Origin of the sequence: Vibrio sp. 10N.261.46.A3 (assembly GCF_041472995.1) — a bacterium.
Taxonomy (GTDB): domain Bacteria; phylum Pseudomonadota; class Gammaproteobacteria; order Enterobacterales; family Vibrionaceae; genus Vibrio; species Vibrio coralliirubri.
The window spans coordinates 26244-51553 of sequence record NZ_JBFRRH010000011.1 but is presented as its reverse complement, the minus strand read 5'-3'; the positions used below and the strand labels follow the sequence as shown (position 1 = coordinate 51553).

The following is a 25310-nucleotide window of genomic DNA, read 5'->3' as shown; positions in this document are numbered from 1 at the left end:
TTTCATACTGGTGCAGTGACGGTGGGAATGAACCAAGATGACACATTCCTGTTCTTCAGATACAAAAAAGACCCAACACTTTAGGGCATGTTGATCTTTCGAGCTGATTTTTGCAGCGAGTTGCTGGGTATTTATACAAGGCAGAGGCTTTGATGTGTAGCTAGCCTACATGAGAAGCCGATAACGTAGTAGAAATGACCAGCAAACGCTGCCCGAAGGGTTCGGCTAAAAGCGTTTTACTCTTTGTTGAGGGAGATTTGCTTAGAATGACTAGGCTACTTCTCCCTCGCCGCGATTAAAACGCTTTTATCTCGAACAAAATTTAACCGCGAAAGGTCAACACGCCCTAGTATTGAGTCTCTGGTATAACATCACCGATAGTCGTTCAAACCATGTAGTTTAAGGCTATTCCGCTGGTTGAAATTCGAATTTTACTCTCGATTTAGACTTCAACTCGTTGCAATCACCGTTGCAAAAATAGCTCGCCGCACCACAGGCTTGAAGCTTCTCAAGTTGGCTGCTGCACTCAGGACAAAACCCAACTTTAGTAAAGTGAGCCTGACAACTTTCACAGTGATACTTGCCATCCCAAGCTAGCTCAGACTGGCATTTAGGGCAGATATTTTCACTCATTAGCATTTCCTAATTTACGACTATTTTTACAATCTACTACTGCTGGGACTTGGCTTGCTTGATTTGGTACATGTTCTTATCAGCTTGTGCGATCAACTGGTCTAATCCTTGAGGATCTTTGTCACAAGATAGCCCGACACTCACTGAAAACTGCACGTCATTGATATAAAGCGCTTGTTGCAGTGCTTTCTCTAAGCTGTGGTAGAAGCTAACAACGCTTTCTTGATCATCAAAGCAAGAGAACACCACGAACTCATCGCCACCATAACGGCCTATCTTGGCACATGCTGTGGTTGCCTCATCAAGAACCTCGGCAACCGCCAGCAACACATCGTCACCGAAACTGTGGCCATAGGTATCATTTATTGATTTGAACTTATCGACATCCACAAACAGACACGCCATCACCTTTTCTGAAAAACATCGCTTAGCCAAGACTTTTTCGGCTTCATTGAACAGTGCGCGACGATTCAAACAATGAGTCAGAGAATCCCGATTAGCGAAAAAGTTAAGCTGATTCTCCAACTCGAACTTTTCAAGTGCTACCGAGTACAGGGAGGCCAGTAGTTCTAAGATCTCGAGCTCAAATTCATGTGGTTCAGAGATGTACTGACTATAAATAGCGAAGGTACCCAACACATTACCGCGTGACGAGATAATGGGGACCGACCAACAGGCATGCAAATTCGCTTGATTTGTGAGGGCTAAAAAAGGTGCCCAGTTTGGGTGCGCATTTATGTTAGAGACCATCACTGCTTTCTTAAGCGCAGCTGCCTCGCCACAAGAGCCTATCCCCGCACCAATTCCTACCCCTTCTATCTGTTGATTGTAAAAATCAGGCAGGTTTGGGGCATATTCAAGGTGTAACGTTTTAGACTCTGAGTTGAGCAGTAGAATTGAAGCCATTCGCTGCCCAAAAAGCTGCTCGGTAAGCTGAATAATCTTGTGATTTAAATCTTTGCGATCCATCCCAAGCGCAAGCTTCCGCAGCAAACTATTGACGGCTCGATGGCCTTCTAATAAAAATTGTTGTTCCATTCACTAAGGCTTTCAATTGTGTAATCGGGTACAGCTTGTTCTTATGCAAGCTTGTTATTGGTTAATAATAACACACTAAATTAGTACGACACACAATCGAAGATCATAGGTTGATCTTTCGCTTTATCTATTTTGATCAGCGATCTACCCCAAAAAGAATATTTATATCACCACACACCGAAAGCATAAGTTACATGTGCTGCATTTCAATTTTAAATAGTTATTTATATTAAAAGTTACATGTAAAAATCAAAATAAACAGCACAAGCTATTTCGATCTGTAGTCTAAATCATCGAATTACATGCGTCAGCATTTCAATATGCTGGTCATCTAACTGGGTTAACTTAACGGACAATGCCTTAAGCTCTGAGGTGTTCTCAATGTGAGTACCACCACACGGAATAGACACTAAAGTGTCGGCATTCAACTGCCATTCCCAATAGCGAGAGTCTGTTAATGCCTCGCCTTCCAGTCGCATCGCAACTGGCGTCGGCTCTGCAAGCCAGCCCGCAATCATTTGGTTGATGTCGGCTTCAATGCCATCAAGGTTTGCTAGCATGTCTGCAACGTTCAAACCGCGCTTCTTGAGGGTTTTGCCTAAACGATACTTATCGGTACACAGCTCTGGAGTCACAAAGCTCGTCACTTGTGCGTAGCTATTGAAGTCATAACTGCCAAGCGGATCTTTTCTGTCCGCATCTTTACGCCAGTAGCTTTCAGCCAATACTTTATTCAAGGCTAGGAAAGCGATGTGACCAGCACTGTGACCACGGCTCAAACTGGCTTGGTACTCTTTATCAACCGACAACACGACTTCGTCGCTAACCTTAATCATAGAAGCAGATGCGGGTAGCTGGTGGACAACCACAAACGCCCACCCTTCTGTATCACGCTTAACAGGGATATCTGCTGCGATATGAAGCTTGCCAGTAGATTGTTCTATTGCACCAACAAGACAGTCTTCAACGGGATATTGCACGTCACCGCCATTCACAAAACCTTGGTCTGCAGGGTGATCTGGCCAAATATGACTCACTGGGTGGAAAGGTGTTAAGTCGGTGATCAGGTAAGTTTTGCTGTCGTCGCTTTCAACGTACAGCGCTTTAGCATTGAGCTGCCAAGCCTGATGACAAAATTGAGTGATGGTTGGTGTGATTGCTGACGCAGGTGTAATCAAATCGCTAGTAGTCATATCGTTCTTCTTTTGGAATCTAGTCTGATTCGTTGAGCCATGATGATAAAAACGTATTGTTATGGCTTAACGTGAATTTTGCTTAAAAAAATACCCGAGACAGGCTCGGGTATCAAATCTATTGGAAAGGTTTACTTACGACCTTTAACCATGCTCATCATACGTTTACGTTTACGTTCTTGAGAAATTGTTAGCTTGTTTGTCTTAGCTTCAAATGGGTTCTCGCTGTTCTGGAATTGAATGCGAATAGGTGTACCCATAATCTCTAGTGAACGACGGTAGTAGTTCATCAAGAATCGTTTGTATGAATCTGGCAAGTTACGAACTTGGTTACCGTGGATAACGATAATCGGTGGGTTGTAGCCACCAGCGTGCGCGTATTTCAGTTTCACACGACGGCCACGAACCATAGGCGGTTGGTGATCATCAGTCGCCATCTTCATGATACGAGTTAGAACAGAAGTACCAACACGAGTCGTCGCTGACTTGTAAGCTTCTTGTACTGACTCAAACAAGTGACCAACACCTGTACCGTGAAGTGCAGAGATAAAGTGAATACGTGCGAAATCAACGAAGCCTAAGCGACGGTCTAGCTCTTTCTTAACGCGTTCTTTAACGTCGTTATCTAGGCCATCCCACTTGTTTACCGCAATAACAATTGAACGACCAGCGTTCAACGCAAAGCCTAGCAAGCTTAGATCTTGATCAGAGATGTTTTCGCGAGCATCGATAAGCAGCAGTACAACGTTAGCATCTTCAATCGCTTTCAGTGTTTTAACCACTGAGAACTTCTCTACCGTTTCGTTGATGTTTTTACGACGACGAACACCCGCAGTATCGATGAGAACGTATTCACGCTCATCACGCTGCATTGGGATGTAGATAGAGTCACGAGTCGTACCTGGCATATCGTAAACAACCACACGCTCTTCACCAAGAATACGGTTAGTTAGCGTTGATTTACCTACGTTAGGACGACCAATGATCGCTAGCTTGATCGGTTGATCTTGAAGACGCTTGAATTCTGCTTCAGCTTCTTCTTCTGTAAATTCAACCTGCTCTTCTTCTTCGTCTTCAAACTCAGTTAAATCGCTTACTTCGCCATTCTCAGCTTTTAGCGCTTCAGCGAATGGATTAAGAGCAAGATCAATAAGTGCAGTAACACCACGACCATGCGCCGCAGCGATTTGGTACATGTCTTCTACGCCTAGTTGCCAGAAGTCAGCACTTGCAGCATCAGGGTCGATACCATCAACCTTGTTTACTACTAGCATTGAAGGCTTTTCTAGTTGACGTAGGTGCTTAGCAATCGCCACGTCTGAAGGTGTTAGACCCGCACGGCCATCTACCATAAATAGAACGACATCAGCTTCATCAATCGCAGCTAGCGACTGTTCAGCCATTTTAGTTTCAACACCTTCTTCAGTACCGTCGATACCGCCAGTGTCAATAACAATAAAGTCATGCTCGCTAAAATGAGCATGACCGTATTTACGGTCACGCGTTAAGCCAGGGAAATCCGCAACCAATGCATCACGAGTTCGAGTCAATCGGTTAAATAACGTAGATTTACCTACGTTCGGACGCCCTACTAGAGCAACAACAGGTACCATAACAACCTCTACAATTTCTTCTCTAAATGTAGTTATAGGTAAGCACTTGTTCGCAAGTTTAAACTCTTACCTATAACCACACGGTTTATTAATTTTTAACAACAAAACGGCTCCTGGCTGTTACCAACCAGGAGCCGACTGTGAATTATATCACGCTTTTATTGGCTAATCGTTAGTTTCTTTACATCGCCATTGCGAGTCGTCACTAAGTAGCCTTCAGGCAGTTCAATTGGTGCAACCGCAAAGCCGCTATCATCGACAAGCTGTTGTGCAACAAACTCACCCGATGAACGATCTAACCAGTGCAGATAACCTTCTGTATCACCTACGACTACATAACCATTAATAATAGCAGGTGCTGTCAGTAAGCGGTTTTCTAACAATGGAGTGCTCCAAAGTTCAGTACCACTACGCGCATCAACCGCAACCACATGATCTTTGTCGGTAACAACGAACAAACGGCTGCCATCACTTGCTAAATCAATCGCTGATGAGTAGTTACGTTTCCAAACTGGCTTACCAGAACGAAGGTCGATAGCAATCAGCTGACCATTGATACCTACGGTATACAGTGTGCCACCAAGAACAATTGGAGATGCATCAACATCAACCAAACGATCAATTTCCGTTGCACCTTTTGGCGTGCCTACTGGTTGTTGCCAAATAAGCTGACCACGGTCAACGATAGCCGCAGCTAGACGACCATTTGCTGTACCCCAGAATACACCACCAGAAACCGCAACAGGCGAACTATCGCCACGCAGTGTTAGGCTTGGTACTTCCGTACTGATGGTCCATTTTTGCTCGCCGCTTGCTTGATCTAACGCGATCAACATACCGCGACTGGTATGAACAATGACCATGTTGCTATCAGTTGCTGGGGATGCAAGCACCTCGCCATTTACTGATACACGCCACAGCTCTTCACCGGTCGATTCTTCCAGTGCGATCACTTCGCCATTTTCAGAACCAACAAATACTTTACCGTAAGCCGCCGTTAGGCCACCCGATAAACGAGCCAGTACGTCTTTCTCAAGATCGACTTTCCACAGCGCTTTACCTGTATCAGGATCAAGCGCTTTAACCATACCTTCACGGCTTGCAACAAACACTTTGTCGTAAGCCAATTCTGGCGTTAATTTTGAAAAGTAGTGACCAACACCATCACCAACCGACGTAGACCACTCCTGACTAGGAGTGAACTCGCTGTTTACCGTTGGTACTGGAGCCATGATTACGGTGTCTTCTTCACCCGCACAGCCAGCTAGTAGGCCAAGAGCAATCGCACACAACGCCGCTTTTGGAAACATCTTCTTCATTCAAAGCGCCTTATTTAGCTAGGTCGTCAAGTTTGATTTGAAGCGTTTGGCTAGCGTCAACAGCTTGCTGTGCTTCTGTGTAAGCACTGTATGCTGCGTCAGTGTCACCTTTACGAAGTGAGATATCACCACGCAGTTCAGCAACACGGCCTTTCCAAGATTCATCTGTCATAGCAGCAAGATCAGTCAATGCTGCGTCAAATTCACCTTGCTCAGCTTTGATGCGTGCAACACGGTAAGTAAGTAGTGGCGCAAGTGCCGCGTCCTTAGTTGCCGATTTTGCCCACTCTAGCTGTTCAAGTGCTGCTGCTAGCTCACCCGCTTGTACTTGTACTTTTGCTAATTGCATAGCAGCAAGTACTGAGTACTCAGCGTCTTTGTTTGCGTCGATGAAAGCTTGAATATCAGATTGAGCATCAACGCCCTTAGTATCAAGAGCTGAAATTACAGAGGTGTAGCCTTCTGAAGCTACTTCACGCGCTTCAACTACTGAATCTTGGTAATAGCGCCAGCCAAATAGACCACCTAAACCAATAACCGCACCAAAGATTACGGCTTTACCGTTCTCTTTCCACCAATCTTTAATGGCTTCAACTTGTTGCTCTTCGCTATCGTAAAGTTCCACTTCCTGTCCTCTTTAATTCTTTAAACGCCAGCATAGTGCTGACGTTAGTATTCATTATGAGCGTTTGCTCAATGGCTAATTAGATTAGCGCAGCAACTTTCTCTGCAACTTCCGTTTGAGACACGGTTTCTTGCTCGCCGCCAACCAGATCTTTTAGCACAACTGTATTGTCAGCAACTTCGTTCTCACCAAGTACCAGTGCCACAACAGCACCTACTTTGTCAGCACGTTTGAATTGCTTCTTGAAGTTACCACCACCGAAGTGGTTCATTACACGCACGCCTTCAACGGTGTCGCGTAATTGATTCGCTAACTGCATGCCCGCGATCATAGTACCTTCGCCAGCAGCAACTACGTATACATCAACGCTACGACGAACTTCTGTTAGCTCTAGCGTTTCCATCATAAGAACCAGACGCTCTAGACCCATTGCGAAGCCAACTGCATTGGTTGCTTTACCGCCTAGTTGCTCAACAAGACCATCGTAACGACCGCCGCCACATACTGTACCTTGAGCACCAAGGCTGTCTGTGATCCACTCAAATACGGTGCGGTTGTAATAATCTAGGCCACGTACTAGACGCTCATTAACTTGGTATTCGATACCAACAGCGTCAAGAAGTTCACACAAACCAGCAAAATGTTGCTTCGATTCTTCACCTAGATATTCAGATAGTCGAGGTGCGTCACCTAAGATAGCTTGGACATCAGGGTTCTTAGTATCAAGTACACGTAGAGGATTAGTATGCATGCGACGTTTACAGTCTTCGTCAAGCACATCAATGTGTTGCTCAAGGAAAGCCACTAACGCAGTGCGGTAGCTTACGCGATCTTCTTGAGAACCGATTGAGTTCAGCTCTAGGCGAACGTGCTTATCGATGCCTAGCTCACGCCATAGACGTGCTGTCATCATGATAAGTTCTGCGTCAACGTCTGGACCGTCTAGGCCAAACACTTCAACACCACATTGGTGGAATTGACGGTAACGACCTTTTTGAGGACGCTCGTGACGGAACATAGGGCCCATGTACCATAGGCGCTGTTCATCACGGTTGATAAGGCTATTTTGAATACATGAACGTACACAACCTGCTGTGCCTTCTGGACGCAGCGTTAGGCTATCGCCATTGCGGTCGTCAAAGGTGTACATCTCTTTAGAAACAACGTCTGTCTCTTCACCAACTGCACGGCTAAATAGGTTTGTCTCTTCAACGATAGGCATACGTACTTCGTTGTAACCGTATGCGCTCACCACGTTTTTAACTGCGCTTTCTACTTTCTGCCACAGTGGTGATTGAGTTGGAAGGCAGTCGTTCATGCCTCGAATTGCTTGGATATTTTTAGCCACAGTATTTATTCCGTAATTTCTCACGACCAGGTGTTAGTGCGAATAGACAATCACACCCCATCGCGTTGTATTAATCTTCTAAGTTTTCTACATCAATGTGATTTGCTTTATCAAGCACTGACGCTTTTGCACGAATCTTAGCTTCAAGTTTGTCGACAAGGTCATCGTTGTCGAAGCGCTCTTTCTGACGCTTACCGTCTTCGTAGAAGGCACTCTTACGAGCACTACCAGCTAAACCTAAGTGAGACACTTCAGCTTCACCAGGGCCGTTAACCACACAACCGATGATTGACACATCCATTGGAGTAATCACGTCTTCTAGGCGTTCTTCAAGGGCATTAACGGTGTTAATAACATCGAACTCTTGACGAGAACAGCTCGGGCACGCAATGAAGTTGATGCCACGCGAACGAATGCGCAAAGATTTAAGAATATCAAAGCCAACTTTGATCTCTTCAACAGGATCAGCCGCTAGCGAGATACGCAGCGTATCGCCGATACCTTCAGAAAGAAGCATACCTAAACCTACCGCTGACTTCACAGAGCCTGCACGCGCACCACCCGCTTCGGTAATGCCAAGGTGAAGAGGTTGATCAATCTGCTGAGCAAGCAAACGGTAAGAACCGACGGCTAGGAATACATCAGACGCCTTAACGCTGACTTTGAATTGATCAAAGTTGAGACGGTCTAGGATATCGACATGACGCATTGCTGATTCAACAAGCGCTTCTGCTGTAGGTTCTGTGTATTTTTCTTGGATCTCTTTCTCAAGAGAACCGCCGTTAACACCAATACGAATCGGAATATTCATATCACGTGCACAATCAACAACTGAGCGGATACGGCTTTCGTTACCGATGTTACCTGGGTTGATACGCAGACAGTCAACGCCGTATTCAGCCACTTTAAGTGCGATACGGTAGTCGAAGTGAATATCAGCAACCAAAGGAACAGAGACCTGCTGCTTGATTAGCTTAAAGGCTTCAGCGGCATCCATAGTCGGTACAGATACGCGAACGATATCAGCGCCAACTTTTTCCAGAGCTCTAATTTGAGCAACGGTCGCGGCTACATCTGTTGTTCTTGTGTTGGTCATGGATTGCACAGCAATTGGTGCACCATCACCGATCGGCACATCACCCACATAAATACGGGTTGATTTGCGACGAATAATAGGAGATTCGTGTTGCATATTAACTCTAAGGTAAGGTTATTCTAGCTACTTTGCCTGAAGTATACCCAGAAAGGTCGACAGGTTCACTTGCAAATGTCATTGATACGCCTTCTGGCGCACCTAGAATCACTTTATATGGCGCAGTTCCTGATAGATTTAACGACTGACCTGCTTTTTTGATGCCAGTCGACAGGGTTTTACCCGTTGCATCTTTTACTTGGATCCAGCAATCAGCAGAGAACTGCATTACTAGCTCGTTAGCCACAGCTTCAGGAGCAGTGTTTGCTTCTACCGCTTCTGCATTAGCAGCAACTTCAGCAGTTGTTTCTGTCTCTGTTGCTTGCTGTGCCGGAGTTTCGTCAGCTGGAGTAACAGCATCGGAACTATCTTCCGCATCGCTTATCGCAGCAAGGCCTTCAGTACCTTCAACAACAGAAGCACCCGCTTCGTTTTGTTCAGCTTCAATCACTTCTAAAGAGGTGAATTCAGGGGCCAGTGATTCTTCTACCGCTAGTTCTTCTGAGCTTTCAGTATTCGCTAAAGATTGAGATAGGGTATCTTGTTGTTGGTTCTGCCACCACCAAAGTGAGGAGATACCCGCAATGACCGCAAAAATGCTCCAAGTCAGGATCATAATACGGCTGTTGTGCTTCTCGGTTTTGGTCTTACGAGAAAAACTCAGCATTTCTTGCTCTTGATGCTGAGCATCACCGGCATGATGCAGCGCACTCAATACGACTTTTTCGTCAAGATTGACGTATTTCGCGTATGAACGAATGTAGCCACGCATAAACGTCGCCACTTGATCTGACTCGAATTGGTTTTCTTCAATTTGTTGGATCAGCGTAACGCGAAGTTTCAAGCGATCAGAAATCTGCTTTTGCGTTAAACCAAGAGATTCTCGTTTGTTCTTAAGCAGCGTTCCCGCTTCCAAAGCTGGAGCTACGTTTTCTTGCGCTTGTGTATCTTGTTCTGTGTTCATAGAGAGTGAACTTCTAAAGTATTATCGCAGGTTGAGGAGAGCGTTTTCTTATTGTCGTTTAAGCTCAATCTAACAACCCACGTTATGTGGAATTTTTCCTGCTATCTAAATCATCAACCCTTAAAGGCGAACATCATTCATTTGTTATGGATGACCTTCTCAGGAAGCTAGTTTATCAAGTAGCCAACCTAAATAGACATATTGATGATCAGTAGCAAGCGAGCACTTAAATTAATTTAAGATTAGTTAATCATAAGCTAATGCCATTACAAGGCAAAAACACTTTAAACAAAATTTACCGTCAGCTCATGGTTTTGTCCAAAATTTGACGAAAAATGTAAGAAAGCGTGGGCAAGAAGTCCAAAAAATCAAAAACTGTACCCCAGAAAAGCAACAAGCCAGAAGTAAGACTTCTGGCTTGTTTAGGTTCTAATCGCGTTTTATACCGCTTTGACTTCAATCACACCACCGGCAATCAAGTTCGCTTCAGAGGCTGCTTTAAGCATTTTAGTACGCTTGGTTCTGTCAATAACATCACCGACTAATTGGCCACACGCGGCATCAATATCATCGCCACGAGTCTTACGAACCGTTACTGTGTAGTTGTATTCCATCAGCGTTTTTTGGAAGCGATCAATACGAGAGTTGCTTGGCTTCTTATAAGGCGAACCCGGGTAAGGGTTAAATGGAATTAAGTTGATCTTACAAGGCGTCTCTTTCATTAGCTCTGCAAGTTCACGTGCGTGGTCCATATCATCATTCACATGATCCAATAGCACGTACTCAACCGTTACTTTACCGCGGTTAGCATTTGACGATGCAATGTAACGACGAACAGATGCTAGGAAGTCTTGGATATCCCAACGGTCGTTGATCGGCATGATTTGGCTACGTAGTGCATCGTTTGGTGCATGTAGAGAAATAGCCAATGCTACATCGATGTTGTCTGTCATTTGGTCAAGGCCAGAAACAACACCAGAAGTTGATACGGTTACACGACGCTTAGACAGTGCGAAACCTAGATCATCAAGCATGATTTCTAATGATGGCATTAGGTTCTTCATGTTCAATAGAGGCTCGCCCATACCCATCATTACAACGTTAGTAATTGGACGACGACCGGTTTCTTTTTCTAAGCCGATTTCGCGAGATGCGCGCCAGATTTGGCCAACAATCTCTGAAACTTTTAGGTTACGGTTAAAGCCTTGTTGAGCTGTAGAACAGAACTTACATTCAAGTGCACAACCAACCTGTGAAGAGACACATAGCGTCGCACGGTCACCATCTGGGATGTATACCGTTTCAACGTCTTGGTCGCCAACGCTCATCGCCCATTTAATTGTGCCATCTGAAGAGTGTTGAGCTTCAGAAACAACAGGTGCAACAATCTCACAGCGACGTTGAAGTTTCTCACGTAACTTTTTGTTGATGTTGTTCATTTGTTCGAAGTCATCGACACCGAAGTGATAAATCCACTTCATCACTTGCTCTGCTCGAAACGCTTTCTCATTCAGTTCTTCTGTGAAAAATTTACGAAGACCTTTACGATCAAAATCGAGTAGATTGACTTTAGCTGTGGTCATGATGCCTCTCAATGACGGAACAATAATTAAGGGCGCGAATTGTACAGGCTTTACGCAACTTCAACAAGCATTGTAAAACCCTGTGTTTATTAAGACATTCAAACTTAAGCGATTAAAATTTAAACCATTGTATTTATCGGCCTGAGATTACCCAATTTAAACAAAAGATTCCCGATTACACTCCTTCGTCGCTTTCGGGAATGACGTAAATAATCTCCAACAGATCACTAATACTTAGCTCGAAATTGTAGCCCCGCTATTCATCGCCGTCAGGTCATCAACTCCTCAAAGCCCGTCATTCCAGAACTGAGGAACGAAGTATCTGGAATCTCCAATAACAAAAACAGATTCCCGATTACGCTCCTTCGTCGCTTTCGGGAATGACGTGAAGACTTACTCAGTAACTTTCCATTCATCGCCATGCGATCGTGACGCCCCGAATACCTCGTCATTCCAGAACCGAGGGGCGAGGTATCTAGAATCTCCAATAACAAAAAGCAGATTCCCGATTACGCTCCTTCGTCGCTATCGGGAATGACGTGAATACTTCCTCAGTAACTTTCCATTCATCACCATGCGATCGTCATACCCCAAAATACCTCGTCATTCCAGAACCGAGGGACGAGGTATCTAGAATCTCCAATAACAAAAAGCAGATTCCCGATTACGCTCCTTCGTCGCTATCGGGAGTGACGTGAAGACTTACTCAGTAACTTTCCATTCATCGCCATGCGATCGTGACACCCCAAATACATCGTCATTCCAGAACCGAGGGACGAGGTATCTGGAATCTCCAATAACAAAAAGCAGATTCCCGATTACGCTCCTTCGTCGCTTTCGGGAATGACGTGAATACTCACCAACAGCTCGCAATATTTGCCGCGAGATTGTGGCTCCCAAACTCCCCGTCATTCCAGAACTGAGGAACGAAGTATCTGGAATCTCCAATAGCAAAAACAGATTCCCGATTACGCTCCTTCGTCGCTTTCGAGAATGACGACTAAATTGATTATCGAGAGCGTAAAATCCACTTACAAAAAAGGCCTCACCGAAGTGAAGCCTTTAGAATAATTTGCAGTGCCGATTATTGAGCCGGGCGCGGGCAAATTTCAGATTCTGGGAAGAAGAATTCGATTTCGCGAGCTGCAGACTCAGGGCTGTCGCTGCCGTGTACTGAGTTGTAACGCATGCTGATTGCGTAGTCAGCACGGATAGTGCCGCATGCCGCTTCTTCTGGGTTTGTTTTGCCCATAAGCTCACGGTAACGAGCGATAGCGTTTTCGCCTTCAAGCACTTGAACCATGATAGGACCAGAAGTCATAAACTCTTTAAGAGCTGGGAAGAACTCTTTGCCTTCGTGTTCAGCGTAGAAGCCACTCGCTTGCTCTTCAGTAAGACGAACCATCTTAGCAGCAATAACTTCTAGGCCTGCTTTTTCGATACGGTGGTAGATTTCACCAACAAGGTTACGCTTAACTGCATCCGGCTTAACAATTGAGAACGTTCTTTCTAGAGCCATAGGGATTCCTTCACTTCATTTTTTTGTTATTAAATACTGAAATTGCTGAGATCTTTCGATCTGAGCTTTATGAATGAGCGGCACAAAATACCGCTCATCCTTATTATTATTTTGCTTGGTCGATAAGAAGACGAGCCAGTGTGCGAACGCCCATACCCGTTGCGCCTGCCGCCCACTTGTCACTTGCTGACTTACGGTAAGTACCCGCGCAATCCATATGAATCCAACCTTTTTTGTAGTCATCTACAAAGTAAGAAAGGAATGCCGCTGCTGTACTTGCACCCGGTGTGTAATCGCCAGTGCTGATGTTTGAAAGATCAGCAAAGTTTGAAGGCAACATACCACGGTGGAAATCAGCAAGAGGCAATGGCCATAGGCCTTCTTTCTCTTGGTTTGCCGCCGTTAGCGCTTGGTGAGATAACTCATCATCAAAGCTTAATAGTGCGTGGTAGTCGTTACCTAGTGCGTTTTTAGCCGCGCCTGTTAGCGTTGCACAGTCGATGATCAGCTCAGGGCTTTGTGCACTTGCGTACATTAGGCCATCAGCCAGCACCAAGCGACCTTCCGCATCAGTGTTCATGATCTCAACGGTCTTACCGTTTTTGTAGGTAATGATATCGCCAAGCTTCAATGCGCGACCAGAGATCATGTTCTCTGCGCAACATAGAATAAGCTTGATGCGCTTGTTCAGGCCGCGTTCAATCGCCAGACCTAAACCACCAGTAATCGTTGCTGCGCCGCCCATGTCAGCTTTCATTGCAGTCATGAATTGGCCTGGTTTGATGCTGTAACCGCCCGAATCGAACGTAATACCTTTACCGACTAAACAAGCAAATACAGGTGCATTTTCGTCGCCTGTTGGGTTGAAGTCCAGTTGCAGCATTGCTGATGTACGCTCAGAGCCACGGCCAACCGCGTAGATGCCTTCCCAACCTTCGGTTAGTAGATCCTTGTCTTTAACGATCTTCGCTTTAACAGTGCCCGCTGGCGCCACTGACTTGATGTATTCAGCAGCCATGGTCGCAAGTTGACGAGGTGCCACTTCTTCAGCGGTTTTGTTGATAATGTCACGCGTCCAGTCAGTTGCGCGAATACGAGCTTCAAGCTCAGTTTGATCGGCTTCTGAAAGTGCATCCCATTCCAATGCATTCTTTTTCTTTGGTCCACGGTAGCCTTGGTAGAAAGCCCAAACGCTTTCTAGATCCCAACCTTCACCACGAAGTGAAACGAATGCGATACCTTGTCCGTCAAGCGTACGACCCGCACGTTGAACTGCGCCTAGATCGTGGCCTTCACCAATGTGAATTGTCGCTCCCGCTTCTGAGAACGATAAAATAGCTCTTGCTCCCCACTGAGGCTGGGCAGCTTCTTGACTTAAAAATACTGACATCTGTGTAGACATGATTTCTCCTTGTCATGAACCACTTTGGGTGTGTGATTCTGATTATTTTTTATTAGCGCACTGATGTTAGCATTATGTAGGAGGAAAATGTCATTTTGATAAAAAAACGGACCATAAGGTCCGCTTTTTTTAGTAAGAATTGTTAACTTGGCTGCGTTTTATATTGGACTGATACCAACTCGCAACCAAATCATCAGACAAGAGGATTAATCCATCTCATCCATCCAGCACAAAATAATAGCCTCTAAGATTTTCTCATTCGAGTGGTTAGGCTCGTCGTCGAACTCTTCAAGCTCTAGCACCCATTGATGCAGATCGGTAAAACGTACCGTTTTAGGATCAGTATCAGGGTACAAATCACATAGCTCAATTGCGATATCTCGCGAATCAATCCACTTCAAGCTCATAACACTTCCTTATATTTATCAGCGACGCTCTGTCACCTTTATGATCTATATTCTAGGCCAGTTTTCTTAGTATGTTTGTCTAAGCAATAACTCTCTCAGTCATAGCTGTATTAGCCATGACTGAGAACTGGTTCTTAATGGTCTTCAGAAGCCAGGTTCAACGTGTACTTTGGAATCTCTACAACAAGATCCGTATCAGCCACTTTAGCTTGGCAACCAAGGCGAGATTCCATCTCTAAGCCCCATGCTTTATCTAGCATGTCGTCTTCTAGATCATCACTCTCTTCTAAAGAATCAAAACCTTCACGAATCACAACGTGACATGTTGTACATGCACACGATTTTTCACATGCGTGTTCAATACCAATACCGGCCTTCAGTGCAACATCAAGAACCGTCTCACCAGTTTTTGCTTCTAAAACAGCGCCTTCTGGACATAGATCTTCGTGAGGTAAAACAATAATCTTTGGCATGTTTATCTATTCTCTAACTATTAAATATTATCGACTGACTGACCTGACAGTGCAGCACGAATTGATTTATCCATACGACGAGAAGCAAAGTCTTGGCTCGCTTTGTCGGTATTCTTAATTTCTAGTTCAATGGCATCAGCATTATCGCCATTGCGCACTTCAATCAGTGCTTCAATCGCTTGAACAAGTTGTTGTTTGCCTTGCTCATCAAGTAGCTCGTCACCGTCGGCTTGCATTGCAGCGATAAGGCCTTCGATAACGCGATCTGCTTCTACGCGTTGCTCAGCAAGAGCACGCGCTTGCATGTCTTCTTTTGCAAACGTCATCGAATCTTTCAGCATGCTAGCCACTTCGTTGTCGCTCAGACCGTAAGATGGCTTAACTTGGATTTCAGCTTGAACGCCAGTGCTCTTCTCCATTGCGGTAACCGATAGCAGGCCATCAGCATCTACTTGGTAAGTAACACGAATATGAGCTGCACCTGCAGTCATCGGCGGGATGCCTTTCAAAGCAAATCGAGCCAGTGAACGACAGTCGTCAACCATCTCACGCTCGCCTTGCACGGTGTGTACTGTCATTGCAGTTTGACCGTCTTTGAACGTGGTAAATTCTTGTGCGCGAGCAACTGGGATCGTGGTGTTACGAGGGATGATCTTTTCAACCAAGCCACCCATGGTTTCAATACCAAGAGACAGAGGGATAACGTCAAGTAGTAGCATTTCTGAGTCAGGCTTATTACCGACTAAGATATCCGCTTGAATTGATGCACCAATCGCAACCACTTCATCAGGGTTAATGCTGGTTAGTGGCGTACGACCAAAGAAGTCACCGACCATTTCACGTACAAGTAATGTGCGAGTTGAACCGCCGACCATCACAACTTCTAGTACTTCATCCGCGTCTACTTCCGCATCTTTTAGTGCGCGACGGCATGAAAGCAGTGTTTTCTTAACGAGCGGTTTGATGATCTCTTCAAACTCTTCACGAGTTAATGAACCAGACCAACCTAATACGTCAACATCAACGCTTTCCGCTTCAGATAAGCCAATCTTCGCTTCCGTTGCGGCGTCTAGAAGAATACGGTTCTGCTCTGCTGTAAGCTCTGATAAGCCCATTTGCTCTTGGAAATGATCTGCAACTAAATGGTCAAAGTCGTCACCGCCTAATGCTGAGTCGCCGCCTGTTGCTAAAACTTCGAAGACACCTTTAGATAGGCGTAGGATAGAGATATCAAACGTACCACCACCTAAGTCATAAACAGCAATGACTCCTTCTTTACCAGAATCCAAGCCGTAAGCAATCGCAGCGGCAGTGGGTTCATTGAGAAGACGTAACACGTGAAGACCAGCAAGTTGCGCTGCGTCTTTCGTACCAGCACGCTGTGCATCATCAAAGTAAGCAGGAACGGTAATAACAGCACCAGATAGCTCACCACCGAGTGTTGACTCAGCACGTTGACCTAGCGCTCGCAGGATGTCTGCAGATACTTGAATTGGGTTCTTGTTACCTTGCTCTGTGCGAATCACAGGCAAACCATTATCACTTTCTTCAAATTGATATGGCAGAGATGGGTATCGCTGTTGAATATCTGACAGTGAACGACCGATTAGTCGCTTAACTGAGATAATGGTATTTTTAGGATCAGTCTGTGCATTTGCACGAGCTTCATCACCAGTCGTGTACGACTCTGACTTATAGTGAACAACGGAAGGAAGAATACTGCGACCTTGTTGATCAACCAGTGTGCTCGCCTCACCACTGCGCACTGCTGCAACCAATGAGTTTGTTGTACCTAAATCAATACCCACAGCAAGCTTGTGCTGGTGAGGAGCGGCGCTTTGCCCTGGTTCTGCAATCTGAAGTAGTGCCATGGATGTGTCCTTGTTATACGAACTAGCCGATCAGACGATCTTCAACTAACTCGATTTCATTCTTTAATTTTGCAATAAACTTAAGCTTTCTTACTCGGTCTGCAGCTTCTAACCAAGCCTCACTGTCTAGTTCTTGTTGGATAGCGCTTAATTGTTGTTTATACATTTTGCTAACCTTTCCTTCAAATGCAAACAAAGCATCTTCAGGATCAGAACTGTCGGCGATGTCTTCAAGCTCTTCACGCAATTCCATTTGCTCCATCAGGAACATAGGATCTTGCAGGGTCTGCTGCTCACCTCGAATATCCTCACCATGTTGTACTAACAGGTATTCAGCTCGGCTGATTGGATTCTTCAATACCTGATACGCATCATTGATTTGCGCAGCTTTTTGCACGGCTAATAGGCGATCACGCTCAGAAGCTGTGGCAAATTTATCAGGGTGGAATTGGCGTTGCAGATCTCTAAACTGAGAAGAAAGAAGGCTACCATCCAGTTGAAACTGAAGTGGTAGCCCAAATAATTCGAAATGATTCATGTAACGGTGGTCCTAAGTTTAGGCTCTTCAATCAGAGCCTAATTTTATTCTTCGCTCACTATAAACGCTTAACGATTGAAGCGTTTATACGTTGAAGCTCTCACCACAACCACATTCGCCTTTCGCGTTAGGGTTGTTGAATTCAAAACCTTCGTTTAGGCCTTCTTTTACGTAATCAAGCTCAGTACCGTCTAGGTAAACTAGGCTCTTTGGATCAATGATGACCTTAACACCTGAATGCTCAAACACTTCGTCTTCTTCGTTAAGCTCGTCAACGAATTCCAGTACATACGCCATACCCGAACAGCCAGTAGTTTTTACCGCTAAGCGCAACCCGATACCTTTACCTCGGTTATCTAGGAAAGCTTGAACTCGGCTTGCTGCCGTATCTGTCATGGTGATGGCCATACTACAACCTTGTGTTTTATATAAATTGAGAACTCAGGGGGAGCACAAAGGATGCTCCCAAATATTGCTTATTTTTTGTGATTACTTAATGAAACGATTAACGCTTCTTTTTGTAATCCGCAACTGCTGCTTTGATTGCATCTTCAGCAAGAATTGAACAGTGAACTTTCACTGGTGGCAACTCTAGCTCTTCTGCGATTTCAGAGTTTTTGATAGCCGCTGCTTCATCAATACTTTTACCTTTAACCCACTCTGTTACTAGTGAGCTCGAAGCAATTGCGCTACCGCAGCCGTAAGTTTTGAATTTTGCATCTTCGATAATGCCTTCTGGCGTTACCTTGATTTGCAGTTTCATTACGTCACCACAAGCTGGTGCGCCAACCATGCCGCTACCTACACTTGGGTCTTCTTTATCAAACGAACCTACGTTACGTGGGTTTTCGTAGTGATCAATTACTTTTTCGCTATATGCCATGATAGTTACCTCGAATCCTCTATTTCCGTGAGATTAGTGATGAGCCCACTCAACAGTGTTCAAATCAATCCCTTCTTTATACATATCCCATAGAGGAGACATGTCGCGTAATTTGTTTACCGCTACACGAATTTGTGCAATCGCGTAGTCGATTTCTTCTTCCGTTGTGAAACGGCCGAATGAGAAACGTACTGAGCTGTGTGCCAGTTCATCGTTCAGACCAAGAGCACGTAGAACGTATGAAGGCTCTAGGCTTGCTGATGTACATGCAGAACCTGATGATACCGCTAGGTCTTTTAGAGACATAAGCAGAGACTCACCTTCAACGAAAGCGAAGCTAACGTTTAGGTTGTGTGGTACACGTTGGTCTAGGTCGCCGTTTACGGTTACCGCTTCTAGATCTTGAACACCTTTCAATAGGCGCTCACGAAGTGCTAGTGCGTGATCGTAATCTTTCTGCATGTCTTGTTTAGCGATGGCAAAAGCTTCGCCCATACCCACGATTTGGTGAGTAGCAAGAGTACCAGAACGGAAACCACGTTCATGACCGCCACCGTGCATTTGCGCTTCTAGGCGAATACGTGGCTTACGACGAACGTACAAAGCGCCGATGCCTTTAGGGCCGTATGCTTTGTGTGCAGACATAGAGATAAGGTCAACTTTCATCTCTTTTACGTCTAGTGGGATTTTACCCGCAGACTGCGCCGCATCAACGTGGAAGATGATCTTGCGTGCACGACATAATTCGCCGATTGCAGAGATATCTTGGATTACACCAATCTCGTTGTTTACGTGCATGATAGAAACTAGAACAGTATCTTCACGCATTGCAGCTTGTAGCTTGTCTAGATCGATGATGCCGTTAGCTTCTGGCTCAAGGTATGTCACCTCAAAACCTTCACGCTCTAGTTGGCGACATGGATCAAGAACCGCTTTGTGTTCTGTTTTGCACGTGATTACATGCTTACCTTTCTTCTCATAAAAGTGCGCTGCACCTTTGATAGCAAGGTTATCTGATTCTGTAGCACCTGACGTGAAAACAATCTCACGTGGGTCTGCATTTAGTAGATCGGCAATTTGCTCACGAGCATTATCTACTGATTCTTCTGCCTGCCAGCCGTAACGGTGTGAGCGAGATGCAGGGTTACCGAAGTTACCGTCCATCGTCATGCACTGAACCATTTTTTCAGCAACACGTGGATCGACTGGGCATGTAGCTGAATAGTCAAAGTAAATAGGCAGTTTCATTTTCTACTCCAATGTAAAAACTGACCGCTAAGAGCGGGCATTAACACCGTGAGGTGCTGCACTAATCGTTGTAGTGCTCGTATTTTTATGTGCAAAACCATTATTAACCGCAAGATCGATATCTTGACGATCAGAAATCTCTAAAACTTCGTTATCTTTCATTAGCTCACCGAGCGTAATGTCGTTTAAGAAGCTGCTGATTCGGGAGCTTAAATCACGCCATAAAGTGTGAGTTAAACAACGACTGCCACCTTGGCAATCTGCTCGACCGTGACACTTAGTTGCATCAACTGATTCGTCTACTGCAGCAATTACAGTTCCGACAGCGATGTCGCTCGCTTCAGCACCTAAACGGTAACCACCGCCAGGACCACGAACACTAGCAACTAAGCCAGCTTTACGTAACTTAGAAAATAGCTGTTCTAAGTAAGATAACGAGATGCCTTGTCGCTCTGAAATATCAGCCAGAGGAACTGGGCTTTTTTGCGAATGCAGTGCTACATCTAGCATAGCTGTTACCGCATATCTTCCTTTAGATGTAAGTTTCATATCACACCGTATCCACATTGTTTATGTGGTTGGAATCTTCCCATACCCGACTAAATTGGTCAAGTATTTAGTTGACTATTTTAGTCAGGTATTCACCCTTAGGGTTTGTGCGGGCTTTATTTGTCGTTTTTGCTCTTCTCAATTGAAGTCAAAATGCCGCGTAGAGTGTTGATCTCTTGCAGCTCTGGACGAGCTCGACTGAACAGACGACGTAGCTTATTCATCACCTGACCCGGCTTATCCTTAGAGATAAATTGGGTATCAATGATCACTTTTTCAAGGTGCTCGTAGAACATTTCTAGTTCTTCGTGACGAGGGTACTCATCTTGTTGCTGTGGTTGATATTGGCTAGCGACCATATCAAGGTGAGCTACACGCACTTCGTAGCTCAGAGTCTGTACTGCCATTGCTAGGTTTAGTGAGCTGTATTCAGGGTTAGCTGGGATACATACATGGAAGTGGCACTTCTGAAGCTCATCGTTAGTTAAGCCAGTACGCTCTCGGCCGAACACTAATGCTACTGGGTGCTTTTGACCTTCAATTGCAAATTTTTGTCCACACTCACGAGGCTCAAGCATTGGCCATTCAAGCGTACGTGAACGAGCGCTCGAACCAACCACTAAACCACAGTCTTTTACGGCTTCGTCTAGTGTAGAAACGATAGTCGCGTTTTCTGCGATGTCACCTGCACCCGCAGCCAGTGCTAAGGTCTGCTCGTCAACTTGACATTGAGGGTCTACAAGAACTAATTGACTCAAACCCATCACTTTCATTGCGCGAGCTGCTGATCCGATATTTCCCGAATGAGACGTACCAACCAGAACGACTTTTACATTGTCTAACATGCTATATGACACCACTTTAAAAATAATCGCGAGATATTAACACATAGCAAAGTAAAATGGTCAGACCCTTCGCGTAATGTGAAACCAAGAGTTCAAAAAATAACCACTTCCCTTTTGATAAAACTTTGGTATACTCGCCGCCGCTTTAAATTGTTCTTTAACATCTTGTGGGAAAAACCATATGCATCCAATGCTAAACATTGCTATACGCGCTGCGCGTAAAGCTGGCAACCATATTGCTAAATCTCTAGAAACAACTGATAAGATCGAATCGTCTCTAAAAGGTAACAACGATTACGTTACTAACATTGCTCAAGAAGCTGAGTACATGATCATTGAGACAATCAAAGCATCTTACCCAGAGCACAGCATTATTTCTGAAGAGAAAGGCCTGACTGAAGGTAAAGACTCTGATGTACAATGGATCGTTGACCCACTAGATGGCACCAACAACTTTGTAAAAGGTTTCCCTCACTTCTCTGTATCTATCGCTGTTCGCATGAACGGTCGTACAGAAGTTGCTTGTGTTTATGACCCAATGCTAAACGAGCTATTCACAGCTCAACGTGGCGCTGGCGCTCAACTTAACAACGCTCGTATGCGTGTTACTCAACTAAAAGACCTTCAAGGTACTGTTCTAGCGACTGGTTTCCCATTCAAGCAAAAACAACACTCTGAATCTTTCATGAAGATCATCTCTGGTCTATTCATCGACTGTGCTGATTTCCGTCGTACAGGTTCTCCTGCTCTTGACCTATGTTACCTAGCAGCTGGCCGTGTTGATGGTTACCTAGAGCTTGGCCTTAAGCCATGGGATCTAGCAGCTGGCGATCTAATCGCTCGTGAAGCTGGTGCAATCATGACTGACTTTGCTGGCGGTACTGATTACATGACTTCTGGTAATGTTGTTGCTTCAAGCGCACGTGGCGTTAAGTCTATTCTTAAGCACGTTCGTGAGAACGCTAACGAAGGTATGCTGAAGTAATTCAGACCTTACGTTAACGCTCCCTATTTCAAGGGCGCATCGAAATTCCAAAGCCTCGCTATATAGCGAGGCTTTTTTGTATCTACGTTTTGAGACGAGATACGAGAATGGCGGCTCTTAGTGACAGTATGTGCAGCTCAATTCGCCGATAAATTACGTAGAGCTTATCGACAAAATACAGACGTAAAAAAACCGCTAGTTGCCTAGCGGTTTTTTTGGTTTAGCGAAACATATTAAGCCAAGGCCTAAGGCATCTCGTCAAACTCTTCACCTTCTTTGTCCACTTGTGGTGGCATTAGGTGTTCACGCGTAATACCCAACTTCATAGCTAGTGCAGATGCAACGTAGATAGAAGAGTAAGTACCAACCGTAATACCCAATAGAAGTGCAGTCGCGAAGCCGTGAATCATAGCGCCGCCCTGAACGAACAGTGCGATAACTACGAATAACGTGGTACCAGAAGTGATCAATGTACGGCTCAATGTTTGTGTGATTGAGCTGTTCAGTACTTCAGGTGCTTCACCCTTACGCATCTTACGGAAGTTCTCACGAATACGGTCGAATACAACAATGGTATCGTTGAGGGAGTAACCGACGACCGTTAGCAAAGCTGCTACGATAGTAAGGTCGACCTCAATTTGCATTAGAGAGAACACACCCAGAGTGATGATAACGTCGTGCGCCAGTGCTAATACTGCACCCGCAGCCAAACGCCATTCAAATCGCACTGATACGTAGATCAAGATACAGATAAGAGAAACTAGGATAGCAAGGCCACCCGCTTCTGTTAATTCGTCACCCACGTTAGGACCAACGAACTCGATACGACGCATTTCAACTTGCTCACCAGTACCATTCTCAATTGCAGAAAGGATTTGGTTACCAAGCGTTTCGCCCGCTACGCCATCACGTGGACGTAAACGAACCATCACATCACGAGCTGAACCGAAGTTCTGTACCGTTGCATCACCAAAGCCTTCGGCTTCTAGTGCACTACGAATATCAGGAAGGTGTGCCGGTTGTTCAAAACCAACTTCAATCAGAGTACCGCCAGTAAAATCTAGACCCCAGTTCAACGATTTCGTTGTTAGGGTGAAGATAGCAGTACCAATCATCAAGATAGAAAAAACAAAGGCAACCTTTGACCAACGCATAAAGTCGATCATTTTGTCTGCTTTTAGAATCTGAAACATATTAATTCCTAGCCTTAGATCGACAGTTTTTTAACGCGTTTGCCGCCATACATCAGGTTCACGATACAACGTGTTCCGATAATAGCTGTAAACATTGAAGTCAAGATACCGATAGACAGCGTTACCGCGAAGCCTTTGATAGCACCCGTACCCACAGCAAATAAAATGATTGCTGTTAGTAGTGTGGTGATGTTGGCATCGGCGATTGTGCTGAATGCGTTCGCGTAACCTTGGTGAATCGCTTGTTGTGGACTGCGTCCATCTCGAAGCTCTTCACGTATACGCTCAAAGATCAGAACGTTCGCATCAACCGCCATACCAACCGTTAATACGATACCGGCAATACCTGGTAGGGTCATGGTAGCCCCCGGAATCATCGACATAACACCGATAATCAACACCAAGTTAGCCATTAGCGCAACGTTCGCAATCAGACCAAAGCTACGGTAGTAAAGCAGCGTAAACAGCATTACAGCAGCCATACCCCAAACCATCGCCATGATACCCATATCGATGTTTTGCTGACCCATAGATGGACCAATGGTACGTTCTTCTACAATCGAGATAGGCGCAATCAATGCACCAGCACGCAGTAGAAGTGCCAAGTTATGAGCTTCAGCCGTTGAATCGATACCAGTAATACGGAAGTTACGGCCTAGCGCAGATTGAATCGTCGCTTGGTTAATCACTTCTTCGTGCTTACTTAAGATAACTCGACCTTCCGGTGTTTTACGACCGCTGTCTTTGTACTCTGCAAATACCGTTGCCATTAGCTTACCGATATTCTGACGAGAGAATGCAGACATCTTGCTACCACCTTCGCTGTCTAGCGAGATGTTAACTTGAGGACGACCATATTCATCAACACTTGAGCTTGCATCAGTAATACTTGAACCGCCTAGAATAACGCGCTTCTTAAGTACCACAGGACGACCATCACGATCTTGCTTGATTTCGCTGCCCGCAGGGGCACGACCAGAAGCGGCAGCGGCTAAGTCAGCACTGCTATCCACTTCACGGAACTCAAGCGTCGCGGTAGCACCAAGTATTTCTTTAGCGCGAGCCGTGTCTTGAACACCAGGCAATTCCACTACGATACGGCTAGAGCCTTGACGTTGAACCAAAGGTTCAGCAACACCAAGTTCGTTAACGCGGTTACGTAGAATGGTAATGTTTTGCTCAACCGCGTAGTTACGGATTTCTTGAAGACGAACCTCTGTAAAGCTTGCAACCAAAGAGAAACGGCCGTTAGATTCAGAATCTACAAACGTCATATCTTGGTGCTTAGATTGCAGTAGCGATTTCGCTTCAGCAAGCTGCTCTTCGTTACGTAGAATAACTTCAACCGCATCTTTACCAGATGGGCGAATCGCACGGTAACGGATTTTCTCTTCACGAAGTTCACTACGGAATGCTTCTTCTTGTTGGCCAACCAGCTTTTCCATCGCAGCGTCCATATCCACTTCCATTAAGAAGTGAACACCACCACGTAGGTCAAGACCAAGTTTCATTGGTGCAGCACCAATAGATTCAAGCCAATTAGGAGTTGAAGCCGCTAGGTTTAAAGCAACGATAACGTCATCGCCTAGTGCTTCTGTGATGATATCACGGGCACTAATTTGCGTATCTGTGTCGTTAAAGCGAACAAGAATGGAACCGTCTTCGAGAGCAACGGATTTAGTAGAAAGGTTTTCTGCTTCAAGAGCATTGGTGACAGCATCCAGCGTAGACATATCTACAGAGGCGCCGCGCGCCCCTGTAACTTGAACTGCCGGATCTTCACCGTATATATTTGGAAGTGCGTACAACGCAGCGATAGCGATGGCAAACACCACCATCAAATACTTCCATAACGGGTAACGGTTTAGCACAGCGAGGATCCTCTAGCT

Annotated in this window: 24 protein-coding genes; 1 reads left to right on the top strand and 23 read right to left on the bottom strand. The window is 45.2% G+C overall.

Going from position 1 to position 25310, the window contains the following annotated elements; translation table 11 throughout:
* Positions 1 to 405: 405 nt before the first annotated feature.
* The 21 genes from AB4484_RS04030 to trmJ all read right to left on the bottom strand — a co-directional run bounded on the left by AB4484_RS04030 (position 406) and on the right by trmJ (position 21243).
* On the bottom strand, positions 406 to 633 hold the full coding sequence (locus AB4484_RS04030) for a zinc ribbon domain-containing protein (RefSeq protein WP_017056199.1): 228 nt from the start codon (positions 631 to 633) through the stop codon (positions 406 to 408).
* A gap of 36 nt (positions 634 to 669) precedes the next feature.
* A complete protein-coding gene (locus tag AB4484_RS04025; protein WP_048613475.1) occupies positions 670 to 1671 on the bottom strand; it encodes a sensor domain-containing diguanylate cyclase in 1002 nt (333 codons plus the stop codon).
* A gap of 290 nt (positions 1672 to 1961) precedes the next feature.
* Positions 1962 to 2864 (bottom strand): alanyl-tRNA editing protein, encoded by a 903-nt coding sequence (locus AB4484_RS04020; RefSeq protein WP_372076538.1) that lies wholly within the window; start codon positions 2862 to 2864, stop codon positions 1962 to 1964.
* Positions 2865 to 2995: 131 nt separating this feature from the next.
* Positions 2996 to 4477, bottom strand: coding sequence for a ribosome biogenesis GTPase Der (der, locus tag AB4484_RS04015; protein ID WP_017062511.1), 1482 nt, complete (start codon positions 4475 to 4477; stop codon positions 2996 to 2998).
* A 158-nt stretch (positions 4478 to 4635) separates the two neighbouring features.
* Positions 4636 to 5796, bottom strand: coding sequence for an outer membrane protein assembly factor BamB (gene bamB, locus AB4484_RS04010; protein ID WP_048608131.1), 1161 nt, complete (start codon positions 5794 to 5796; stop codon positions 4636 to 4638).
* Positions 5797 to 5806: 10 nt separating this feature from the next.
* Positions 5807 to 6421 (bottom strand): YfgM family protein, encoded by a 615-nt coding sequence (locus tag AB4484_RS04005; protein WP_372076536.1) that lies wholly within the window; start codon positions 6419 to 6421, stop codon positions 5807 to 5809.
* A 79-nt stretch (positions 6422 to 6500) separates the two neighbouring features.
* Positions 6501 to 7769, bottom strand: a complete 1269-nt coding sequence (gene hisS / locus AB4484_RS04000; protein ID WP_017062514.1) for a histidine--tRNA ligase — start codon at positions 7767 to 7769, stop codon at positions 6501 to 6503.
* A gap of 70 nt (positions 7770 to 7839) precedes the next feature.
* Positions 7840 to 8961, bottom strand: coding sequence for a flavodoxin-dependent (E)-4-hydroxy-3-methylbut-2-enyl-diphosphate synthase (gene ispG / locus AB4484_RS03995; protein WP_050052940.1), 1122 nt, complete (start codon positions 8959 to 8961; stop codon positions 7840 to 7842).
* A gap of 7 nt (positions 8962 to 8968) precedes the next feature.
* The gene (rodZ, locus tag AB4484_RS03990; protein WP_372076534.1) at positions 8969 to 9925 is read right to left on the bottom strand and encodes a cytoskeleton protein RodZ; all 957 of its coding nucleotides are present in this window, start codon (positions 9923 to 9925) and stop codon (positions 8969 to 8971) included.
* 440 nt (positions 9926 to 10365) lie between these two features.
* Positions 10366 to 11508, bottom strand: a complete 1143-nt coding sequence (locus tag AB4484_RS03985) for a bifunctional tRNA (adenosine(37)-C2)-methyltransferase TrmG/ribosomal RNA large subunit methyltransferase RlmN (RefSeq protein ID WP_017062516.1) — start codon at positions 11506 to 11508, stop codon at positions 10366 to 10368.
* A gap of 1084 nt (positions 11509 to 12592) precedes the next feature.
* A complete protein-coding gene (gene ndk / locus AB4484_RS03980; RefSeq protein WP_372076532.1) occupies positions 12593 to 13027 on the bottom strand; it encodes a nucleoside-diphosphate kinase in 435 nt (144 codons plus the stop codon).
* A gap of 106 nt (positions 13028 to 13133) precedes the next feature.
* Positions 13134 to 14429, bottom strand: coding sequence for an aminopeptidase PepB (gene pepB / locus AB4484_RS03975; protein WP_017062517.1), 1296 nt, complete (start codon positions 14427 to 14429; stop codon positions 13134 to 13136).
* A gap of 206 nt (positions 14430 to 14635) precedes the next feature.
* Complete coding sequence (iscX, locus tag AB4484_RS03970; RefSeq protein ID WP_372076530.1) at positions 14636 to 14836, bottom strand: Fe-S cluster assembly protein IscX; 201 nt, start codon at positions 14834 to 14836, stop codon at positions 14636 to 14638.
* Positions 14837 to 14970: 134 nt separating this feature from the next.
* Entirely contained in the window at positions 14971 to 15309 is a 339-nt protein-coding gene (gene fdx, locus AB4484_RS03965; protein WP_010440525.1) for an ISC system 2Fe-2S type ferredoxin, read from the bottom strand.
* A gap of 20 nt (positions 15310 to 15329) precedes the next feature.
* A complete protein-coding gene (gene hscA / locus AB4484_RS03960) occupies positions 15330 to 17180 on the bottom strand; it encodes a Fe-S protein assembly chaperone HscA (protein ID WP_372076528.1) in 1851 nt (616 codons plus the stop codon).
* A gap of 22 nt (positions 17181 to 17202) precedes the next feature.
* Positions 17203 to 17718 (bottom strand): co-chaperone HscB, encoded by a 516-nt coding sequence (gene hscB, locus AB4484_RS03955; protein WP_048608145.1) that lies wholly within the window; start codon positions 17716 to 17718, stop codon positions 17203 to 17205.
* An 84-nt stretch (positions 17719 to 17802) separates the two neighbouring features.
* A complete protein-coding gene (iscA, locus tag AB4484_RS03950; RefSeq protein ID WP_010440519.1) occupies positions 17803 to 18126 on the bottom strand; it encodes an iron-sulfur cluster assembly protein IscA in 324 nt (107 codons plus the stop codon).
* Between the two features lie 97 nt (positions 18127 to 18223).
* Entirely contained in the window at positions 18224 to 18601 is a 378-nt protein-coding gene (iscU, locus tag AB4484_RS03945) for a Fe-S cluster assembly scaffold IscU (RefSeq protein ID WP_004740340.1), read from the bottom strand.
* Positions 18602 to 18634: 33 nt separating this feature from the next.
* On the bottom strand, positions 18635 to 19849 hold the full coding sequence (locus AB4484_RS03940; RefSeq protein WP_048613459.1) for an IscS subfamily cysteine desulfurase: 1215 nt from the start codon (positions 19847 to 19849) through the stop codon (positions 18635 to 18637).
* Positions 19850 to 19876: 27 nt separating this feature from the next.
* Positions 19877 to 20398 (bottom strand): Fe-S cluster assembly transcriptional regulator IscR, encoded by a 522-nt coding sequence (gene iscR, locus AB4484_RS03935; protein ID WP_010440512.1) that lies wholly within the window; start codon positions 20396 to 20398, stop codon positions 19877 to 19879.
* A 116-nt stretch (positions 20399 to 20514) separates the two neighbouring features.
* Complete coding sequence (gene trmJ, locus AB4484_RS03930) at positions 20515 to 21243, bottom strand: tRNA (cytosine(32)/uridine(32)-2'-O)-methyltransferase TrmJ (protein WP_372076525.1); 729 nt, start codon at positions 21241 to 21243, stop codon at positions 20515 to 20517.
* 181 nt (positions 21244 to 21424) lie between these two features.
* Here trmJ and suhB point away from each other — a divergent pair, with 181 nt between their 5' ends.
* Positions 21425 to 22228 (top strand): inositol-1-monophosphatase, encoded by an 804-nt coding sequence (suhB, locus tag AB4484_RS03925; RefSeq protein ID WP_017062836.1) that lies wholly within the window; start codon positions 21425 to 21427, stop codon positions 22226 to 22228.
* 245 nt (positions 22229 to 22473) lie between these two features.
* Here suhB and secF read toward each other — a convergent pair whose 3' ends face one another.
* Both secF and secD read right to left on the bottom strand, forming a co-directional pair.
* Complete coding sequence (gene secF, locus AB4484_RS03920) at positions 22474 to 23421, bottom strand: protein translocase subunit SecF (RefSeq protein ID WP_017062837.1); 948 nt, start codon at positions 23419 to 23421, stop codon at positions 22474 to 22476.
* A 14-nt stretch (positions 23422 to 23435) separates the two neighbouring features.
* Positions 23436 to 25292 (bottom strand): protein translocase subunit SecD, encoded by a 1857-nt coding sequence (gene secD, locus AB4484_RS03915; RefSeq protein ID WP_372076523.1) that lies wholly within the window; start codon positions 25290 to 25292, stop codon positions 23436 to 23438.
* Between the last annotated feature and the right edge of the window lie 18 nt (positions 25293 to 25310).